The following is an 18118-nucleotide window of genomic DNA, read 5'->3' as shown; positions in this document are numbered from 1 at the left end:
TATGTTGAATAAGAGATATATTAACAGGGAGCTTAGCTGGTTACAATTCAACTCAAGAGTGCTTCAGGAAGCTGAAGACGAGACAGTTCCACTGATAGAAAGACTTCGGTTTTTAGGAATATTTTCGAATAACCTGGATGAATTTTTTAAAGTAAGATACGCTACTGTCAAACGAATTGACCTGGCAGGGAAAGCAGGTAAAAGTGCTCTTGGAGGGATAAAGGCAAGTAAGTTGCTGGAAAAAATTACCGAAATAGTTATCCGCCAACAATCAGAGAGTTTAAAAATTCTTGATGATATCCAGACACGGCTTAGACAGCATAATATAAATATTATTAAGGAAAATGAGGTTTCAGAATCTCAGGAGGAATTTATTAAAGAATTCTTTCTTTCAAAAGTGAGTCCGGCATTGGTTACAATCATTCTAAATGATCTTCCGGAAATACCGAGTTTAAAGGATAGTGCGGCTTATCTGGCGGTGAAAATGGTGATGGAAGAAGAGGTGCCAAAGCACGGAATTACTCAGCTTATCGATCGTTCGGTTAAGGAAAAGAAATACATTCTCATTGAAATTCCAAAGAGTATTGAACGTTTTGTGGTACTTCCTGAGGAGGAAGGCAAGCAATATATCATATTGCTCGACGATCTTATAAGATTTAATCTGAACCGGATTTTTAATATTTTCGACTATGAGAGTATTACAGCTCATATGATCAAAATAACAAGGGATGCTGAGTTGGATATTGAAAGTGACTTGAGTAAAAGTTTTATAGACAAAATTTCTAGCAGTGTTAAGGATAGAATTAAGGGAGATCCTGTACGTTTTGTTTACGATATGAACATTGACGAAGATACCCTTACTTACCTTATGAATAAAATGGGAATTGATTCTACAGATAGTATTATTCCCGGCGGGAGATACCACAACAGGAGAGATTACATGAATTTTCCCAGTTTAGGCCCCAGAGAATTATACTACGAAGTACGTGATCCCCTTCCTATTCCCGGACTTATATTACAAGCGAGTCTTCTTTCGGGTATTGCTGAAAAAGATTTTCTCTTATATACACCTTACCAGACCTTTTCCTATACGGTTAAATTTTTAAGGGAAGCAGCGTTAGATCCTAAGGTAAAAACCATAAAAATTACCATTTACAGGCTGGCGAAAATTTCCCATATCGCGAGCTCCTTGATAAATGCGGTAAAAAATGGGAAAAAAGTAACAGTACAAATAGAATTAAGAGCCAGATTCGACGAAGTGGCAAACATACGTTATGCAGAGCAAATGCAGCAGGAAGGTGTAAACCTCATTTTTGGTGTTCCGGGTCTTAAAGTACATTGTAAAGCCTGTGTTATAGAAAGGGAAGAGGAAGGGAAGACACGCCGTTACGGATTTTTAAGTACCGGAAATTTTAATGAATCCACTTCAAGGGTCTACACGGATTATACACTCTTTACTGCAGATCCCGAAATTCTGAAAGAGGTAAATAAGGTTTTCGACTTTTTCGAAACCAATTATAAAGTTAATAAATACAAGCATCTTTTAGTTTCTCCACATTATACACGAACGGCTCTAATGGGACTTATTCAAAGAGAAATAGACGCAGCTAAAAAAGGTGTTTATGCTGAAATAAAACTGAAGCTTAACAGTCTTTCAGATTACAAAATGATCGATAAGCTATATCAGGCCAGTTCCGCCGGGGTTAAAATTAAACTTATAGTTCGCGGAATCTGCTGTTTAATTCCAGGAGTGAAAGGAATGAGTGAAAATATTGAAGCTATAAGTATAGTGGATAAATTTTTAGAACATCCCCGGTTATACATTTTTGAAAATTCCGGAAATCCAAAGGTTTATATTTCTTCAGCAGATTGGATGACGAGAAATATGGATCAAAGGGTGGAGATTTCCTGTCCTATTTACGATGAGGATATTAAGAAGGAGATCCTGGAAACTTTTGAAATAAGCTGGAAGGATAATGTAAAAGCGAGGATTTTTGACGGGGAACAAACTAACAAGCGGAGAAAGGATGAGAAGCCTCCTTTGCGTTCCCAGTTCGCACTATATGATTATTATTTAAAAAAAATTGAAACAATAACAGGGTGATTACACAAAAAAACTACGCAGCAATAGATATTGGCTCCAATGCCGTAAGGTTATTGATATCAACTATTACAGAGAGAGAAGGACAGGAGGCAAATTTTAGAAAAACTTCCCTCGTGCGGGTACCAATCCGCTTGGGAGCTGATGTTTTTCTGAAGAAAAATATTTCGGAAAGGAATATCTCCCGCATGTTGGATACTATGGAGGCTTTTGATCTTTTGATGAAATCCCATGGCGTGGAGAAGTACAAAGCCTGTGCGACTTCAGCAATGAGAGAAGCGGAAAATGGAGAGAAAGTAACTGAAATGATCCGGGAAAAGACAGGTGTGGACATAGAAATAATAGATGGAAATCACGAAGCAGCCATTATTGCAGCTACAGATTTGCATGCGCTTATTCAAAATGACTGTAATTATCTTTATGTAGATGTTGGTGGAGGTAGTACTGAGTATACTCTCTACAGTAACGGCAAGACTGTGGCTTCAAAATCCTTTAAAGTCGGTACAGTTAGGTTGCTAAACGATTTGGTGAAAAACAGTACCTGGAAAGAAATGGAAAGCTGGGTGAAGGACACTACAAAAGGATTTAATGATATAGATCTTATTGGCTCCGGCGGTAACATAAACAACATCTTTAAGACCAGTGGAAAGAAAGAAGGTAAACCTTTAAGTCTGGCTTATCTGAAGAAATATGATGAATTGATCAACTCTTACACCTACGAAGAAAGGATTACAGAGCTGGATCTTAAAAGCGATAGGGCAGATGTTATCATTCCTGCATCCAAGATTTATGTAAATTCTATGAGATGGGCTAAAGCAAATCAGATTTATGTTCCAAAAATTGGTCTTTCTGATGGGATCATTAAATCGTTATATAATGAGAATCAGAGTTAGTTGTTGTAAGGAATCAAAATCAAGAGAAGGTACGAATTTGCCAATTTTCGATATACTGAAGCAGTCGGCAATAAAAACCTTGATATTTACTTGTAATCAGCTATAATTTATAATTTTTTTTCGGATTTCTGGCAGCGATAATCAGCGGGAAAAACCCAATTTGTGCCTATAAATTACCTGGAGATCGAAAATTGCAATTTTTGAAGCTCCTTTATACTGGGGAACGAAAAGTTTTATAAGATTACCCGTGAATGCTTTCTTTTTTTCCAAGATCTTTCATTACTTCAGCTTCAAATTCGAGCAGATCCTGCCATTTTTGGTCTACAATTTCACGATCCCCGTATTTTCTTGCAAATTGAAGAAACATCGTGTAATGGTTAGCCTCACTTACCATTAAGCTACGGTAAAATTCGGCAAGTTCTTTGTCTTCCAGTTTTTCTGAAAGCAACCGGAAACGTTCGCAACTTCTGGCTTCAATTAAACCTGCAATTAATAACCTGTGTACCAGTTGGGTTGCACGGCTTCCTCCTTTGGGAAAAAAACTCCGCAGTTGAATCACATATTCGTCCTTTCTGTCATGGCCCATTATAAGTCCTCTCTTCAGGATCCTGTCGTGAACCATTTTAAAATGTCCCATTTCTTCCCTTGCTAAAGCAGTCATTGCTGTTACAAGTTCTGAATATTCAGGATAGGTAACAATTAAAGAAATTGCTGTGGATGCTGCTTTTTGTTCGCAATAAGCATGGTCAACAAGAATTTCTTCTATATTTTTTTCGGCAATATCGACCCATCTTGGATCTGTTGGTAATTTTAATCCTAACATAGTTATACATCTAAATCAAAAGTTGATCTCAGTTTGTCAATTAAAGGATTTTTTTCCTTCAGCTTATTATATTTTTCCATAGGTGTAAAAGCGAATTTCTTGGCAGTGCTTTCGTTAACCAAAATAGTGAGCGATATTTGGGAATTATGGAGCTTGTTCTTCAAAAATCCCATCAATTTATTTTGAGCTCTTTCCAGGTCAATCTTCATGGTTTCGGCAGGAAGCTCAATGATAATCTCTTTTTCCTTCAGTTTGGGCAGATCTGTTTCTAGAATTGAAGCAAGAATTTTTTCTCCGCTTTTCTTCAGTCTTTGCACATACTCGTTCCAGGCCATTTGCAGCTGAGTTTCAGAAAATCCGCTCGTCATTTCCTTCTCGGCAGGAACATTTGCCTGCTGTTTGGCTGCAATTTCTTTTTTGGCCCGGATACTTTTTAATGATAGTCCCGATACTTTTTCTTTTTTTATAGAAGGGTCATTTACCGGCTCTGCATTAGTTTTTGCAGCGACAGGAGGCGACATAGCAGGCTTCTTCTGCTCGGGTTCTTCTGCAGGACTTTGATCTGAATAGTACTCCGGATTCTCTTTTACAGGTTCACAAGCTCCGTTTTCGGTTTTGTTTTTGCCTGACGGGAGCTGCGATTCTTTGGGGGCTACAGCATCATTTGACGCATACTCGTTATTTTGAATAAGATTCCTTTCTTCTGAAGAAAGGGGAGAAGGTGCGTTTTCAAAATGAGTTGCAGGAATTATACGCCGTTCAGACTTTTTTTTTTCTCCATCAAAAGTGATAGAGGCGAGCTGCATAAGGCATAATTCCACCAGAAGACGCTGGTTTCGGCTGCTTTTGTACTTTAAATCGCAGTCGTTTGCGAGGTTTATCCCTTCCAGTAAAAACTGAAGGGAAGTTTTTTGTGATTGCTCGAAATATTTTGTTTTTGTCTGTTCCCCGACTTCCAGCAGCGAAATTGTTTTCTGATCTTTGCAAACAAGCAAGTCCCTGAAATGGGAAGCGAGCCCTGCAATGAAGTGATGGCCGTCAAACCCACTGGATAAAATCTCATTATAAGCGACCAGTAGCCCGGGAATATTATTTTCCAGGATAAGGTCTGTCACCTTCATATACGTGTCGTAATCCAGCACGTTCAGGTTCTCTGTTACGGCCTGCCGGGTAAGTTCTTTTCCGCTAAAACTTACTACACGGTCATAGATGGAGAGCGCATCCCGCATTGCTCCATCTGCTTTCTGAGCAATAATTTGCAGCGCATCTTCATCGGCAACCACGCCTTCCTGTTCAGCAATATAAGCGAGATAATTTTTAGCGTCGGTAACTCCAATCCTCTTAAAGTCGAAAATCTGACACCGGGAAAGAATCGTAGGAATTATTTTGTGCTTTTCTGTAGTAGCAAGTATAAAAATTGCATGTTTCGGAGGTTCTTCCAAAGTTTTAAGGAAAGCATTAAAAGCCGAAGCAGAAAGCATGTGCACCTCGTCAATAATATAGACTTTATAATTTCCAACCTGCGGCGGAATCCTAACCTGGTCTATTAAATTACGAATATCGTCTACAGAGTTGTTGGAGGCGGCATCCAGCTCGAAAATGTTGAAAGCAAAATCCTCATCTGGAGCATGGTTTTCATCCTGGTTGATCATTTTTGCCAAAATCCGGGCACAGGTGGTCTTGCCCACGCCACGGGGACCGGTAAAAAGCAATGCCTGCGCAAGATGGTTGTGTTGTATAGCATTGGACAAAGTGTTGGTAATGGCCTGCTGGCCCACAACATCCTTAAAGGTTTGAGGCCGGTATTTCCTGGCTGATACTACAAAATGCTCCATCAAATTTTATTGAACAACAAATATAAAAATCACAAGCCTAAGTTCTATGTTAGTTCCTTTTATTTTTGAACAAAAGCAAAGGAAAAATCAACAATTGTTTCCGGTTAAATTACAGTATCTTTGCGCCAAAGCAGGTCGCCTTGTCGCTTGATCTATTGTTTTCGGTTTAATCCGGAAATGCGAGGTTGAGAGGAAAGTCCGGACACCATAGGGCAGCATAGTGGGTAACGCCCACCGGCCGTGAGGTTAGGACAAGTGCAACAGAAAGAATGTACAGGTAATGCTGTAGTGAAACCAGGTAAACTCTATGCGGTGCAATGCCATGTAAACCGGTACTGCAGATGGCCCGTCTGCTTCCGGAGGGTAGGCAGCTAAAGGTTTTTGGTAACAGGAACTTCAGATAAATGACAAGGGCTTCCGATTTATTCGGAACGCACAGAATCCGGCTTACAGACCTGCTTTTTTATTCTTTTTCCTGGTAAACCCTTACATAATCTATTAAAAATTGCTGCGGAAGAATAGACTCATTCAGTTCTCCTGCCCAGCCACCACCAAGAGCAAGGTTTAAAAGTAAGTAATAAGGTTTCCTAAAGATATACGCCATACTCCCCGCATCTTCTATGTTAAAGGTGTGGTAGAGTTCATTATCAATAAGAAATTCAATTTTATCTTCTGTCCAGTTAATGCCGTAGACATGAAAATCTTTATGAAGATCAGGAACAAATAATTTTTCTCCATCCGAGTCATACTGTACCTTATTATCTGCAGGATAATGAACAGTGCCATGGATATGGTTGTTATCTTTTCCCACAAATTCCATGATATCTATTTCTCCGGAATATGGCCATTCCACTTCATTTACATCTGTTCCAAGCATCCATATTGCCGGCCACACCCCCTGTCCCTGTGGAAGTTTTGCACGTACACGAACTCTTCCATACTTAAAACCAAACTTGCCGAGCGTATTAATGCTCGCAGAGGTATATTTGGTTTTTTTGGGGCTCGTACGCCAGTGGGTGCTTTCTTCTTCATGAAAATCATTTCTAATCTGATCTTTCCGCCCTTCAATTATAAGATTTCCATTTTTAACCCTTGCATTTTTACGACGTTCTTTGGTGTAGTATTGTGGTTCCATATTTCTGACAAAACCTTCTTCAAAACTCCATTTTTCAGGATCGGGAAGTCCTCTGTAATTAAACTCTTCAGAAAAAGTTAATTCAAATTTACTATCTTGAGAAACCGCACCAAATGTCGTCATTAGGAAAACAAAAATTATGGGAGATTTTAAAATCATTAAAAGATATGGGTAATATGTGTTGGAAAAGGTTATTCCTGGAAAAATTCCCCAACAAAAGGAGAAATTAACTTTATTCCTTTTAATATACCCTAATCTACGTAAAAAAAGCTGAAAACAGAATTTCCGTATTTTCTGGCCTCCTGGAAGTTTATAGCTGAAGAAAGATTGGTGTGTTTGGAATGTTCAATAATAAGTTGCCCTCCCGTATTTAAAAGATCATTTTCAAAAATTATCTCAGCAATTCTGGCAAAAGTGCTTTCTTCAAAATCGTATGGTGGATCAGCAAAAATAAGGTCTGCTTTTACAGAAGCTTTTTCAAGGTATTTAAAAACATCACTTTTGATAACGGTGATATCAAAATCAAGTTCTAAAGCTGTTTTCTTGATAAACTTCACACACTCAAAATTGCTGTCCACTGCAGTTATATTTTCTGCACCACGGGAAGCAAATTCGTAAGAAATATTTCCAGTGCCGGAAAAGAGGTCAAGAACTATTAATTTATTAATATTAAAATGATTATTCAGGATATTAAAGAGGGCTTCTTTGGACATATCCTGTGTTGGTCTAACCGGAAGCTTTTTTGGAGCGGTAATTCTTCTGCCTTTATTTGTACCTGAAATTATTCTCATGATAAAGATTTTAAAAGTATATACGCCTCAGATTGCTCTTTTGTTTCTCCCAAGTTCTCATTTAAATCATAAGAATAGAATATATCAAGAAAATTTATATTCCTGATGTAATGGTAAGCCATTTTATATAACGCCGAATCCCGGTCTATATTTCCTAACAAGAGCAGATCCAGTTTCAGAGGATCAAGATTTAACTGTTCTGCAGTAAACAGTATATAATATAGAAAATCTTCTCGTGTTTCGTAGGAAAAAGTATTGCAAAGCAAAAGCTTTCCATTATCTACGATTACAAGGTCATATTCTTTATTCCTGTTGTAAAGGTAAACTTTTGGCTCAGCATTCCCCGGTAATTTTAAAAGCTCCTCAATTAGAACAGATATGGAATGACGGTATTCAAACTCACCGTACTTATCAAAAAAGTAATTAATAATATTGGTATACGGAATATAAACATTTATGATTTTTTCCTTCTCGAGTTCATCATAAGCTATAAAATCTGTCTTAAGGATTTTGGTGTTAAACTTCAGGTAGTTTGATACATTTTCTTCACTAAAAAGAGGGGAGGGAACGAGGGAATAAAAGCTGTTACTAAATATAACAATAACTTCATCCACTTCTTGTTCTAAAACAGATTCCTTCTGATAAATAAGCTCTATTTCTGCCAGGACTTTTGCAGGATTTAGTTGAGCCGTAAAAATTTGTTTCTTATAGAACACTACAGCTTTGCTTTTTGTATTTAGAATACAAAAAGAAAGTCCATTCAGGCTAACCTGAATGGACAGTTTTAAAAAATTTTGTTCTTGTTTATTCGTCACCATACGACTGTGGCCAGTTCCCGTTGGTGTTGACCTCTTGCATAGATCCTACACTTATAAAACGACCATTTACGTCATCTACGGACTGGATTTCATTTTCCTGTAGCACAAGAGTTCTGTCCTGATCATATAAAATTTTACTTTTTGCAATCTTGGCTTCAAATACAGGTATTTTGTTATCACCTTTACTAATGGTGCCTGCATCTAGATCAAATTTTGCATCTGCACCTTCTATTGGTACATTAATCATTGTTCTGTAGCGTTCCTCATTACCATTAAATAAGGAATCTTTGACAGAAACGAAAGATAAAGTATCTATTACAATATCCTCAATATATTGATCTACTCCATAAGTTGCTCTATATTCCTCATCAAGATAAGTCGTATCACGACGTTGAGTAATAGCAAATTCAGCAGTATCAATAAAACGAACCAGTTTGTCGAAATCATCTTCAAAAGATCCTGTAACTTCTCTATGAGCAAGTTCAGCAGCCCTTATATCTTTTAGGTTTTCAATTACTTTCGCGTAACGCTTCTCTTTAACTTTGTTAAACTGGATAGGTCGGTAAACGGCATCAAATGTAAGATAGGCCAGGAAAATTATCACCAACCAAAGGAGTAACTGAATTACAAGTCTCATGCTTTAATAATTTATTTAAGTAAAATTTATAGTGTATACGACAAATCTACAATTTTTTTTTATTCGTAAAAGTTTCTTCCCTAAAAATCCATTACTATATTTGATAATTTACTTAACCTCTATGGAAGTACCTTCTGGCGCCTCATTTTATAAATTACTTTTAGACGATCTTGGATTTCCTGCAAAGGCCAAACAGGATATTGCTTTGCAGCAACTATCAGCATTTGCAACAGAAGGGGGAAAAGATTCACTTTTTGTCCTAAAAGGTTTTGCAGGAACGGGAAAAACAACCATTATTAGCGCCCTTGTTAAAAACCTGTGGAAGATTAAAAAATCCGGAGTTTTGCTCGCTCCCACAGGTCGGGCTGCAAAGGTAATTTCGAATTATTCCAAACAGGAAGCTTTTACAATCCACAAGAAAATTTACTTTCCCAAGAAATCGGGCGGGGGAGGAGTCAGTTTTGTACTTCAGCCCAATAAGCACAAAAACAGCCTGTTTATTGTGGATGAAGCTTCAATGATTTCAGATGAAAATTCTGACTCAAAGTTGTTTGAAAATGGATCGCTGCTGGATGATCTTATGCAGTTTGTGTATTCGGGGAAAAACTGTCAGCTTATTCTTATAGGCGATACTGCCCAGCTCCCGCCGGTTAAGATGGATATGAGCCCCGCCTTGCAAGAGGAAAAGCTTCAGTTTAGCTATAACAAACAGGTGAAGCATATAGAACTGGACGAAGTTGTGCGGCAAAGCGAAGAAAGTGATATTTTGCTGAATGCCACAAGGATTAGGCAATGCCTTCAGGAAGAATTTTATGAGAGTTTCAAATTTGAACTCACTTCCAAAAAGGATGTTATTCGTTTAACTGATGGTTATGATATCATGGAAGCTATCCAGGATTCTTACGATAATTTGGGCAACGAAGAGACGAGTATAATTGTGCGTTCCAATAAACGGGCAAATCAATACAATCAGCAGATTAGGAATAGAATTCTTTTTCAGGAGGAAGAAATTTCTGCGGGGGATTATTTAATGGTGGTAAAGAACAATTACTTTTGGATCAAGCCAACTTCTGAAGCGGGTTTTATCGCTAACGGGGATATTGTAAAGGTGCTGGAAATCTTCGGAATTAAAGAATTGTACGGTTTCCGTTTTGCTGAAGTACAGGTACAAATGGTGGATTATCCAAAAATGCAACCTTTTGAAACCGTAGTTTTACTCGACACCCTCACCAGCAATACACCTTCCCTTTCGTATGATGAATCTAATAATCTTTACCAGGAAGTGATGAAGGATTATGCTGAAGAAACTTCAAAATATAAAAAGTTCCTGAAGGTAAAGAACAATAAGTTTTTTAATGCGCTCCAGATAAAGTTTTCCTATGCGATGACCTGCCACAAATCCCAGGGGGGGCAATGGAATACCATTTTTATTGAGCAGCCGTATTTACCAGATGGAGTAGGTAAGGAGTATCTGAGATGGCTTTATACCGCAGTTACAAGAGCGACAGATAAACTGTACCTGATTGGTTTTAAGGATGACTTTTTTGTTGAAAACGATATAAGTTAAAGAGGAAATAAGGGAAATAGTTAAAGAGAAAAAGAATCAGGAAAAAAGACCGCTTCGCTGCAAGAGAAAAGAATTTCTGAAGCTAAGGATCGATAATTGCCATTTTGAGAGCATCATTTAAAAGCAGTGAAAGTTCAAAAACTAATAATCTTGTTCTGGAAAAGAGAAAAAGGATCGCTTCGCTGCGAGAAGAAAGTATTAGAAGGTTACGCAAAGGTTTTGTGAGAAATTTGCCATTCTATAGCCACTATTTTAGTTCAACAGACAACAGACAACAAATTAACTTAACCTAAACAAGGTCACCTGCGTAAAATCGCTATTTTTGAGCAACTAAATTACAACTACATTGGATAAACAACTTAGAATAATAGCAATGATCCCCGCAAGGTTTGATGCAGCCCGATTTCCGGGGAAATTACTTGAGGATCTTAACGGAAAAACAGTTATTAGAAGAACTTACGAGGCAGCGAAGAACACAGATCTGTTTGAGGAAGTTTATGTAGTTACAGACAGTGAGAAAATTGCTTCTGAGATTTCCGGTTTTGGCGGAAAGGTGATAATGAGCAAAAAAGAGCATGAGTGTGGAAGCGACCGCCTTGCTGAAGCTGTTGAAGATATGGATGTGGACATCGTGGTAAACGTCCAGGGGGACGAGCCTTTTATAGACAGGGAAAGCCTTGCAAAGCTTTTGGTGGTGTTTCGGGAAGATCACGAAGAAGAAATTGATCTGGCTTCCTTAAAAACGGCAATGAGTGTTAGTGATGAGATCACAAATTCCAATAATGTAAAAGTAATTACAGATAAAAATAACCTGGCACTTTATTTTTCCAGGTTTCCCATTCCTTACCCCCGCGACAGGGATGCACCAATGACCTACTTCAGGCATATTGGTATTTATGCTTTCAGGAAGCAGGCTCTAATCGATTTTCACAATCTGCCAATGTTGCCATTGGAAGCTACAGAGAAAATTGAAGCAATCCGGTTTCTGGAATACGGAAAAAAGATCAAGATGGTAGATACCAATATGAATACTATTGGTATTGATACGCCGGAAGATCTTGAGCGGGCAAGAAAATTAATGCAAGAAGACTAATTACTTACGGCCTCTTTGTAAGTTTTAAGCGCCCTTTCCCGCGCTTCTTTATGGTCTACCATTTTTTCAGGATATTTATCTGTGCCAAATTCCGGAATCCATTTTTTGATATATTCCCGTTCTTTATCGAATTTCTCAATCTGGGTAGTCGGATTAAAAATCCGGAAGTATGGTGCGGCATCCACTCCGCTGCCGGCCACCCATTGCCAGTTTCCCACGTTGGACGACATTTCGTAGTCCAGCAATTTTTCAGCAAAGTAGGCTTCGCCCCAGCGCCAGTCAATAAGTAAATGCTTGCACAAAAAACTACCTACCAACATCCTCACGCGGTTATGCATAAACCCAATTTCATTTAATTGCCGCATACCCGCGTCTACAAGAGGATAACCTGTTTTTCCTTCTTTCCAAAGCTGAAATTCCTCTTTATTATTTCGCCAGTTAATGCGGTCATACTTCGGTTTAAAAGAATCTGTTAGCGTTTGTGGATTATGATCCAGAACCTGCATAAAAAATTCCCTCCAAATCAATTCATTCAGAAAAACTTTATTGTTTTCACCATTGGCTTTTTTCACCATTTTTCTAACGCTTACCGTACCAAACCTCAGGTGAGGGCCAAGGCGGGAAGTGCCGTCCTTGCCTGGAATATTGCGGGTGGATTCATACTTTTGGATAAGCGTTGGAGTAACATCATAATCCGGCGCTTTTAAACCAGAATATGAAAAACCAATATCGCTAAGGCTGAGATTTGGCAAATTTCGATCCTGAATAAGGTTATCCAGATGCTGACTGGTATAATGGATTTCAAAATCCAGATCCTTAAATTTTTCTTTCCATCTTTTCATATATGGAGTATAAACCACATACGGCCCGCCATCCTGTTTGGTAATTTCATCTCTTTCAAAAATTACCTGGTCTTTATAGGTCTGAAAATCAATATCATTTTCTGAAAGAATTGCACCAATTTCTTTATCCCGGTCCTTAGCATAAGGCTCATAATCATGATTGGTAAACACCTTTAAAACCTCAAAATCTTTAATTAATTTTTTGAAAATAGCTGAAGGTTTCCCGTGGTACATGGCGAGGGAGCTATTGTGATCTTTCTGCAATTGATCTCTTAGCTCCTGAAGCGTTTCGTAGATAAAAGTAACGCGGGCATCATCTTCAGGAAGACTGCCTAAAATTTCTGAATCGAAGATAAAAATTGGAAGAACCGGATATTCTCCTTTAAGAGCTTCAAGAAAACCTACATTATCGTCCAGACGCAAATCTCTTCGGAACCAGAAAATATTTACTTTTTTACGCATTCAGGAAAGGTTTAAAGTTGAAAGTCCGCCGTCTACACCCATCACCTGCCCGGTAATCCAGCTGCTTTCTTCGCTAAGGAGAAAGGTGGCAAGATTTGCAATATCTGAAGGTGCCCCAACACGTTTTAATGGATGACGATCATTCATTTTTTCCTTCTTCTTATCGTTATTCAGTAGTTTTTCTGAAAGTTCTGTGTCTGTCAATGAAGGAGCGATTACGTTTATGCGCATCCCTGGTGCATATTCTGCCGCTAATGATCGCGCAAAGCCTTCAATTGCACCTTTGGCTGCGGCTACGCTGGTATGGAAGGGCATCCCCACTTTTACCGCAACAGTGCTAAAGAAGACGAGACTGGCATTTTCAGCATTTTTCAGCTTCGGCATAATGCCGTTTACGGTTTTCACTAATCCGAAGAAGTTTAGATCCATTTCTGCTTTATAATCTTCTAACCTTAGCATTTTAAAAGGTTTCAGGTTAATACTCCCGGGACAATATACAAATCCGTCGAGCTTTTCGGGTAATTCCAGATCCTCAATATTATCTTTAGTAACATCAAATTCTAAATGGGTAACGTCTAATTCCTCAAGTTTTCCAATATTCCTCGAGGCCACGGTTACAGCATGTTTCTGGCTGAGTTTTTCTGCAATTTTAAAACCGATTCCTGTAGAACCTCCAATAAGTAAAATTTCTTTTTTCATAGCTTTTATTATTTCTTAATTTGATGCCTGTTCTTCTTTCTCGCTGATGCTTGTTTTTGCTTCTGCCGAAGTGCTGAATTCTCCAAAAAGTTCAATTAGCATTTTTTGCCGGTAATCAAAAATCTCCTTTAGTTTTGGTTTTACCAGGAAGGGATGTACCATGATTCCAAGGAAACCCATGGGTAGCTTGTAATCCACAATATCTTCCATTTCCACACCGCCTTTAACTTCTTTCAGGAAATGCTTGTGATGCCACAGTGAATAGGGACCAAAACGCTGTTCGTCTACAAAAAACTCTTTGTCCTTAACATGAGTGATTTCTGTTACCCATTTGGTTTTAATTCCGGCAATTGGTGTAACGATATATTGAATGATCTGCCCTTCAAACATTGGCCTGTCTGCACCAGATAAGATGTCAAAACTCATATAATCTGGAGTAATTACTTTTAAATTGGCAGGATCTGATAAGAATTTCCATGCTTCGTCAAGTGAAATTGGTAATAACTGCTTGCTCTTTAAGGTGTAGATCTTCATTACGGGGGTTTTCAACAAAAATAAAGTTTATTTTGTTTATTATTTAGTAATATAAGTTAAACAAATATGAAAATTTAAATTTTCAATTTTCTGTAGAATAATTTGAAGTTTCAGAACTTCTTCTGCTTATATTTGGAGTACTACTTTCTAAACCAGATAATGATGAAAAAAGTTCTATTATTTTTAGCCGTTTCAGCAATCAGCTTTAATGGTAAAGCACAAATCCAGACTCCGCAACCAAGCCCTTCGGCTAAAATTGAGCAAAAGGTTGGTCTTACCGATGTGACCCTGGAATATTCCCGTCCCGGAGTGCGCGGTCGCGAGGTTTTTGGTGATCTTGTACCTTATGGCAAAGTATGGCGTACCGGTGCAAATGAGAATACTAAAATCACTTTTAGTGATGATATCGTTATCGACGGTAAAGATCTTCCTGCCGGCACTTATGCAATTTATACAATTCCAAAACAGAACGAGTGGGAAGTTATGTTTTACAATAAAACCGACAACTGGGGGCTTCCTCAGGAATGGGATGAGAACGAGGTAGCACTTAAAACTACTGTTGAAGCTCAGACAATGCCTATAAATATGGAAACTTTTACCATTATGATTGATGAGCTTCAGAATGACTCTGCAGCACTTAATTTTATCTGGGATGATACTGTTGCTATACTTAAATTTGAAGTTCCTACAGATAAAAAAGCAACTACAAGTATAGAACAAGTAATGAGTGGTGAACCCGGACCAAATGATTATTTTGCTGCTGCGAGCTATTATCATGATGCCGGAAAAGATCTTGAACAAGCTTACGAATGGATTCAGAAGGCTACAGAAGGAGAAGAGGTGGCATTTTGGGTATGGAGAAGAAAATCCTTAATTGAAGCCGATATGGGCAAAAAAGAAGCTGCTGTAGAATCAGCACAGAAATCTCTGGCCGCGGCTGAAAAAGCCGGAAATGCAGATTATGCAAAAATGAATAAGGACTCCTTAGAAGAATGGGGAGCGATGTAGAAGATGCTGGTTTACAATCTTCTTTTGGGTAAAGACTATAGATCGCTTCGCTGCAAGAATCAGGAACCAAGACAAAACTTTTAAAACTATACAAATTAGGTTCTGAAGTAAAAAGTCCATTTCTTCCGCGGAAGAAATGGACTTTTTTTGTGTTATTGGTCAAGTTACAGGACGAAAATTGCCATTTAGTACACCAGGTTAATTTTCTTCCTCACTTCATCCAGAAGACCTATAAGCTGCAGACTTTTCTCAAAAGTCATTTGATCGCTTTCTGTTCTTCCCTGCTTTAGCATTTCCTGAACGTGCGCTGCTTCAAAGTTGTAACCGTTGGAGGTGACATTAAAATCTTTAGTTTCGATTCCATCTTTTGTAGAAATGCTCACGCTCGTAGGCTCGTGAAACCTTGAATTCATTGTGATTTCTGCATTTTCGCAAAAAAAAGTGGCGGTAGTTGGAGTTTCTCTTCCCACAGTGCTGTGTAATTCAGCTTCAACTCCATTTTTAAAAGTAAAGAAGATCTCGCATTCCTCATCAACTTCAGTAGTGGTAAGTTTTGCCTTCGCTGAGATTTCATCAGGTATACCAATAGCATTTAAAGCAGTAAAAACCGGATAAATTCCAATATCAAGCAGGCTTCCACCGCCAAGGGCTTTGTTGTACAGCCTGTGGTCTTCATTAAAAGGAGAATGAAACCCAAAATCGGCTTTAATTTTCTTCAGTTTGCCATATTTTTCAGTTTTCAGTAAATCCATCACAAATTGAAAATGAGGTAAAAACTGCGTCCAAAGTGCTTCCATTAAAAAGATCTTTTTTTCTCTGGCCAGACCAATCATTTCCTTTACCTGCGCTGTATCCATGGCAAAAGGTTTTTCACATAGCACAGCTTTGCCATGTTCCAGGCACAGGATGGTATTGTCAAAATGGAATACATGTGGTGTGGCGATATAAACCACATCCACCTTTTCGTCCTTTAGCATATCTGTGTAGCTGTAGTAAGCATTTGTAGCATTAAATTCTTCAGCAAAAGCATCTGCTCTTTCTTTGGAGCGACTTGCAACGGCATAAAGTTCTGCTCCTTCAACATATTTTAAACCTGTAGCAAATTTTTTAGCTATTTTTCCGGGGCCCAAAATTGCCCATTTCGTGGTTCTTTCGTTCATTTTATTTTTCTTCAGTTTTAACAAAAGCTTCAATTATAAAAGCCAGAAGCATAACAAGGCCGCAGCCCAGGATATTTAACCAGAGATAAGGAATAATGTCCATTCTAAAAACACCAATTACAATAATTTGGGTGATAATGGCAGCTATAAATGTAGCGTTGCTTTTTACCTGTTTTACAAAAAATGCCAGCAAAAAAATTCCCAGAATATTTCCGTAGAAAATAGATCCTATGATATTTACCAGCTGAATAAGGTTATCAAAAAGATCTGCCACAAACGCGAAGCTTATGGCGATTAAACCCCACAATAAGGTAAACCATTTGGATGCTTTTACAAAATGCTCTTCTTTTCTATCGGTTTTAACGGCCCTTTTATAAATATCTATGGCGGTAGTAGAGGCGAGGGCATTAAGTTCTGAAGCGGTAGAAGACATTGCTGCACTCAAAATCACCGCCAGCAGCAGCCCTACAATTCCCCGTGGTAAATTATTCAGAATAAAATGAATAAAGACGTAATCTTTATCGTTGCTTTCGGCATCTTTATCTGAAGCGTCTATAAGGACTTTTCCCTGCTCCCTTACTTCCTGTTCCCGGGTATTCAGGTTGTTTAATTTATTGTGAAACTCCTGTTTTTCAACTTCCGAATTTTGCAGCCTGCCCACTGCGTAATTATGGGTTAATTCGTGTTTTTGCTGCTGAAGCTCTTGATGTTCCATCATAAGATCCTCATATTGTTCTGAATAATCTGATTCCAGCACAGTTTTAGTCGCTGCCGGATTAAAATTAAGCGGGGTTTCATTGAACTGATAAAACACAAAAACCATCACGCCTACCAGTAAAATAAAAAATTGTAGCGGCACTTTCAGTAGTCCGTTAAAAATCATACCCATCTGACTCTCCCTTACAGATCTTCCTGTTAAATAGCGCTGTACCTGGCTTTGGTCTGTACCAAAATAGGAGAGGGCAAGAAAGGTCCCGCCAATTAGTCCGCTCCAGACTGTATAGCGGTTTTCGAAATCGAAAGAAAAATCGAGAATTTCCATTTTTCCGCTAGACCCTGCAATTTCCATGGCAGAGCTAAAATCAATATTTTCGGGCAGGTATGCCAAAATGATGAAAAAGGTAGAAATCATCCCGGTGAGGATCACCGCCATTTGCTGCTTATGGGTCACATTCACAGCTTTGGTTCCCCCGGAAACGGTATAGATGATGACGAGCGCACCAATCAGCACAATGAGCCCGTTAAGGTTCCAGCCCAGAACTGCAGATAGAATAATAGCCGGTGCAAAAATTGTGAGTCCGGCTGCCAGGCCTCGTTGAATAAGAAAAAGAATGGCAGTAAGGGTCCTGGTTTTCCTGTCGAAACGCGTCTCCAGGTATTCGTAGGCAGTATAAACTTTTAGCCTGTGGTAAATGGGAATAAAAACCATGCAAATAATAACCATTGCAATGGGCAGTCCAAAATAAAATTGAACAAACCCCATCCCGTCGTGATAAGCCTGGCCTGGAGTAGAAAGGAAGGTGATGGCGCTTGCCTGTGTGGCCATAACAGATAAGCCAATCGTCCACCATTGTGCATCGTTACCACCTCTTATATAATCCTGAACGTTTTTGCTTCCACGGGATTTATGGACGCCGTACCAGACAATAAACGTAATAGTAACTATAAGAACAAACCAGTCAATTAATTCCATTACCCGAAGTAGTTCATGATAAAGTAA

General features: G+C 38.6%; 16 protein-coding genes and 1 other RNA gene. 6 read left to right on the top strand and 11 right to left on the bottom strand.

Translation table 11 applies throughout. From position 1 onward, the window contains the following. The first annotated feature begins 1 nt into the window (after nt 1). Nucleotides 2-2104: a polyphosphate kinase 1 gene (gene ppk1 / locus RM549_RS12835; protein WP_311685455.1), complete on the top strand. Its 2103-nt coding sequence runs from the start codon at nt 2-4 to the stop codon at nt 2102-2104. After that, nucleotides 2101-2994: a Ppx/GppA phosphatase family protein gene (locus tag RM549_RS12830; RefSeq protein WP_311685451.1), complete on the top strand. Its 894-nt coding sequence runs from the start codon at nt 2101-2103 to the stop codon at nt 2992-2994. The genes ppk1 and RM549_RS12830 overlap by 4 nt, the downstream gene beginning before the upstream one ends. A gap of 241 nt (nt 2995-3235) precedes the next feature. Here the strand turns inward: RM549_RS12830 and RM549_RS12825 are convergent, their stop codons facing one another. Continuing rightward, entirely contained in the window at nt 3236-3817 is a 582-nt protein-coding gene (locus RM549_RS12825; protein WP_311685449.1) for a MiaE family protein, read from the bottom strand. Nucleotides 3818-3819: 2 nt separating this feature from the next. Continuing rightward, nucleotides 3820-5652, bottom strand: a complete 1833-nt coding sequence (locus RM549_RS12820; RefSeq protein ID WP_311685447.1) for a DNA polymerase III subunit gamma/tau — start codon at nt 5650-5652, stop codon at nt 3820-3822. 127 nt (nt 5653-5779) lie between these two features. On the opposite strand from RM549_RS12820, the gene rnpB reads away from it, so the two are divergent. Then, nucleotides 5780-6118: RNase P RNA component class A (gene rnpB, locus RM549_RS12815), an RNA gene on the top strand. On the opposite strand, the gene RM549_RS12810 is transcribed toward rnpB, so the two are convergent. From RM549_RS12810 to RM549_RS12795, 4 genes are all read right to left on the bottom strand, one after another. Then, nucleotides 6116-6910 (bottom strand): glycoside hydrolase family 16 protein, encoded by a 795-nt coding sequence (locus RM549_RS12810; protein ID WP_311685446.1) that lies wholly within the window; start codon nt 6908-6910, stop codon nt 6116-6118. The genes rnpB and RM549_RS12810 overlap by 3 nt on opposite strands. Before the next feature lie 128 nt (nt 6911-7038). Beyond that, nucleotides 7039-7578 carry an RsmD family RNA methyltransferase gene (locus RM549_RS12805; RefSeq protein ID WP_311685444.1) on the bottom strand — a complete coding sequence of 180 codons (540 nt, stop codon included), beginning with the start codon at nt 7576-7578 and terminating at the stop codon, nt 7039-7041. Continuing rightward, entirely contained in the window at nt 7575-8396 is an 822-nt protein-coding gene (locus RM549_RS12800) for a DUF3822 family protein (protein ID WP_311685442.1), read from the bottom strand. The genes RM549_RS12805 and RM549_RS12800 overlap by 4 nt, the downstream gene beginning before the upstream one ends. After that, on the bottom strand, nt 8383-9033 hold the full coding sequence (locus RM549_RS12795; protein WP_311685440.1) for a hypothetical protein: 651 nt from the start codon (nt 9031-9033) through the stop codon (nt 8383-8385). Before RM549_RS12795 ends, RM549_RS12800 begins: the two co-directional genes overlap by 14 nt. A 121-nt stretch (nt 9034-9154) precedes the next feature. Between RM549_RS12795 and RM549_RS12790 the strand changes: the two genes are divergently transcribed. Both RM549_RS12790 and kdsB read left to right on the top strand, forming a co-directional pair. After that, a complete protein-coding gene (locus tag RM549_RS12790; RefSeq protein ID WP_311685438.1) occupies nt 9155-10600 on the top strand; it encodes an ATP-dependent DNA helicase in 1446 nt (481 codons plus the stop codon). Nucleotides 10601-10973: 373 nt separating this feature from the next. Further along, nucleotides 10974-11693: a 3-deoxy-manno-octulosonate cytidylyltransferase gene (kdsB, locus tag RM549_RS12785; protein ID WP_311685473.1), complete on the top strand. Its 720-nt coding sequence runs from the start codon at nt 10974-10976 to the stop codon at nt 11691-11693. On the opposite strand, the gene RM549_RS12780 is transcribed toward kdsB, so the two are convergent. From RM549_RS12780 to RM549_RS12770, 3 genes are read right to left on the bottom strand one after another with little or no spacing between them, the layout of a single operon-like run. Further along, nucleotides 11690-12997, bottom strand: a complete 1308-nt coding sequence (locus RM549_RS12780) for a cryptochrome/photolyase family protein (RefSeq protein ID WP_311685437.1) — start codon at nt 12995-12997, stop codon at nt 11690-11692. The two genes, kdsB and RM549_RS12780, sit on opposite strands and share 4 nt — an antisense overlap. Next, a complete protein-coding gene (locus RM549_RS12775) occupies nt 12998-13696 on the bottom strand; it encodes an SDR family NAD(P)-dependent oxidoreductase (protein WP_311685436.1) in 699 nt (232 codons plus the stop codon). Nucleotides 13697-13711: 15 nt separating this feature from the next. Further along, nucleotides 13712-14230, bottom strand: coding sequence for an SRPBCC family protein (locus tag RM549_RS12770; protein ID WP_311685434.1), 519 nt, complete (start codon nt 14228-14230; stop codon nt 13712-13714). A 159-nt stretch (nt 14231-14389) separates the two neighbouring features. Between RM549_RS12770 and RM549_RS12765 the strand changes: the two genes are divergently transcribed. Next, complete coding sequence (locus RM549_RS12765) at nt 14390-15238, top strand: DUF2911 domain-containing protein (RefSeq protein ID WP_311685432.1); 849 nt, start codon at nt 14390-14392, stop codon at nt 15236-15238. A 185-nt stretch (nt 15239-15423) separates the two neighbouring features. Here RM549_RS12765 and RM549_RS12760 read toward each other — a convergent pair whose 3' ends face one another. Both RM549_RS12760 and RM549_RS12755 read right to left on the bottom strand, forming a co-directional pair. Continuing rightward, entirely contained in the window at nt 15424-16398 is a 975-nt protein-coding gene (locus RM549_RS12760; protein WP_311685430.1) for a Gfo/Idh/MocA family protein, read from the bottom strand. A 1-nt stretch (nt 16399) separates the two neighbouring features. Continuing rightward, a complete protein-coding gene (locus RM549_RS12755) occupies nt 16400-18091 on the bottom strand; it encodes a sodium:solute symporter family protein (RefSeq protein ID WP_311685428.1) in 1692 nt (563 codons plus the stop codon). Between the last annotated feature and the right edge of the window lie 27 nt (nt 18092-18118).

It is taken from the genome of Autumnicola patrickiae (assembly GCF_031846525.1).
Lineage (GTDB): Bacteria > Bacteroidota > Bacteroidia > Flavobacteriales > Flavobacteriaceae > Autumnicola > Autumnicola patrickiae.
The sequence above is the reverse complement of the archived record's forward strand: the minus strand, read 5'-3'. Positions and strand labels throughout refer to the sequence as shown.

Bases quoted from the DNA above. Each gene is read 5' to 3' on its own strand.
- ppk1 (WP_311685455.1), top strand. From the start codon at position 2: ATGTTGAATAAGAGATATATTAACAGGGAGCTTAGCTGGTTACAATTC.
- RM549_RS12825 (WP_311685449.1), bottom strand. From the start codon at position 3,817: ATGTTAGGATTAAAATTACCAACAGATCCAAGATGGGTCGATATTGCC.
- RM549_RS12820 (WP_311685447.1), bottom strand. From the start codon at position 5,652: ATGGAGCATTTTGTAGTATCAGCCAGGAAATACCGGCCTCAAACCTTT.
- RM549_RS12810 (WP_311685446.1), bottom strand. From the start codon at position 6,910: ATGACGACATTTGGTGCGGTTTCTCAAGATAGTAAATTTGAATTAACT.
- RM549_RS12805 (WP_311685444.1), bottom strand. From the start codon at position 7,578: ATGAGAATAATTTCAGGTACAAATAAAGGCAGAAGAATTACCGCTCCA.
- RM549_RS12800 (WP_311685442.1), bottom strand. From the start codon at position 8,396: ATGGTGACGAATAAACAAGAACAAAATTTTTTAAAACTGTCCATTCAG.
- RM549_RS12795 (WP_311685440.1), bottom strand. From the start codon at position 9,033: ATGAGACTTGTAATTCAGTTACTCCTTTGGTTGGTGATAATTTTCCTG.
- RM549_RS12790 (WP_311685438.1), top strand. From the start codon at position 9,155: ATGGAAGTACCTTCTGGCGCCTCATTTTATAAATTACTTTTAGACGAT.
- kdsB (WP_311685473.1), top strand. From the start codon at position 10,974: ATGATCCCCGCAAGGTTTGATGCAGCCCGATTTCCGGGGAAATTACTT.
- RM549_RS12780 (WP_311685437.1), bottom strand. From the start codon at position 12,997: ATGCGTAAAAAAGTAAATATTTTCTGGTTCCGAAGAGATTTGCGTCTG.
- RM549_RS12775 (WP_311685436.1), bottom strand. From the start codon at position 13,696: ATGAAAAAAGAAATTTTACTTATTGGAGGTTCTACAGGAATCGGTTTT.
- RM549_RS12770 (WP_311685434.1), bottom strand. From the start codon at position 14,230: ATGAAGATCTACACCTTAAAGAGCAAGCAGTTATTACCAATTTCACTT.
- RM549_RS12765 (WP_311685432.1), top strand. From the start codon at position 14,390: ATGATGAAAAAAGTTCTATTATTTTTAGCCGTTTCAGCAATCAGCTTT.
- RM549_RS12760 (WP_311685430.1), bottom strand. From the start codon at position 16,398: ATGAACGAAAGAACCACGAAATGGGCAATTTTGGGCCCCGGAAAAATA.
- RM549_RS12755 (WP_311685428.1), bottom strand. From the start codon at position 18,091: ATGGAATTAATTGACTGGTTTGTTCTTATAGTTACTATTACGTTTATT.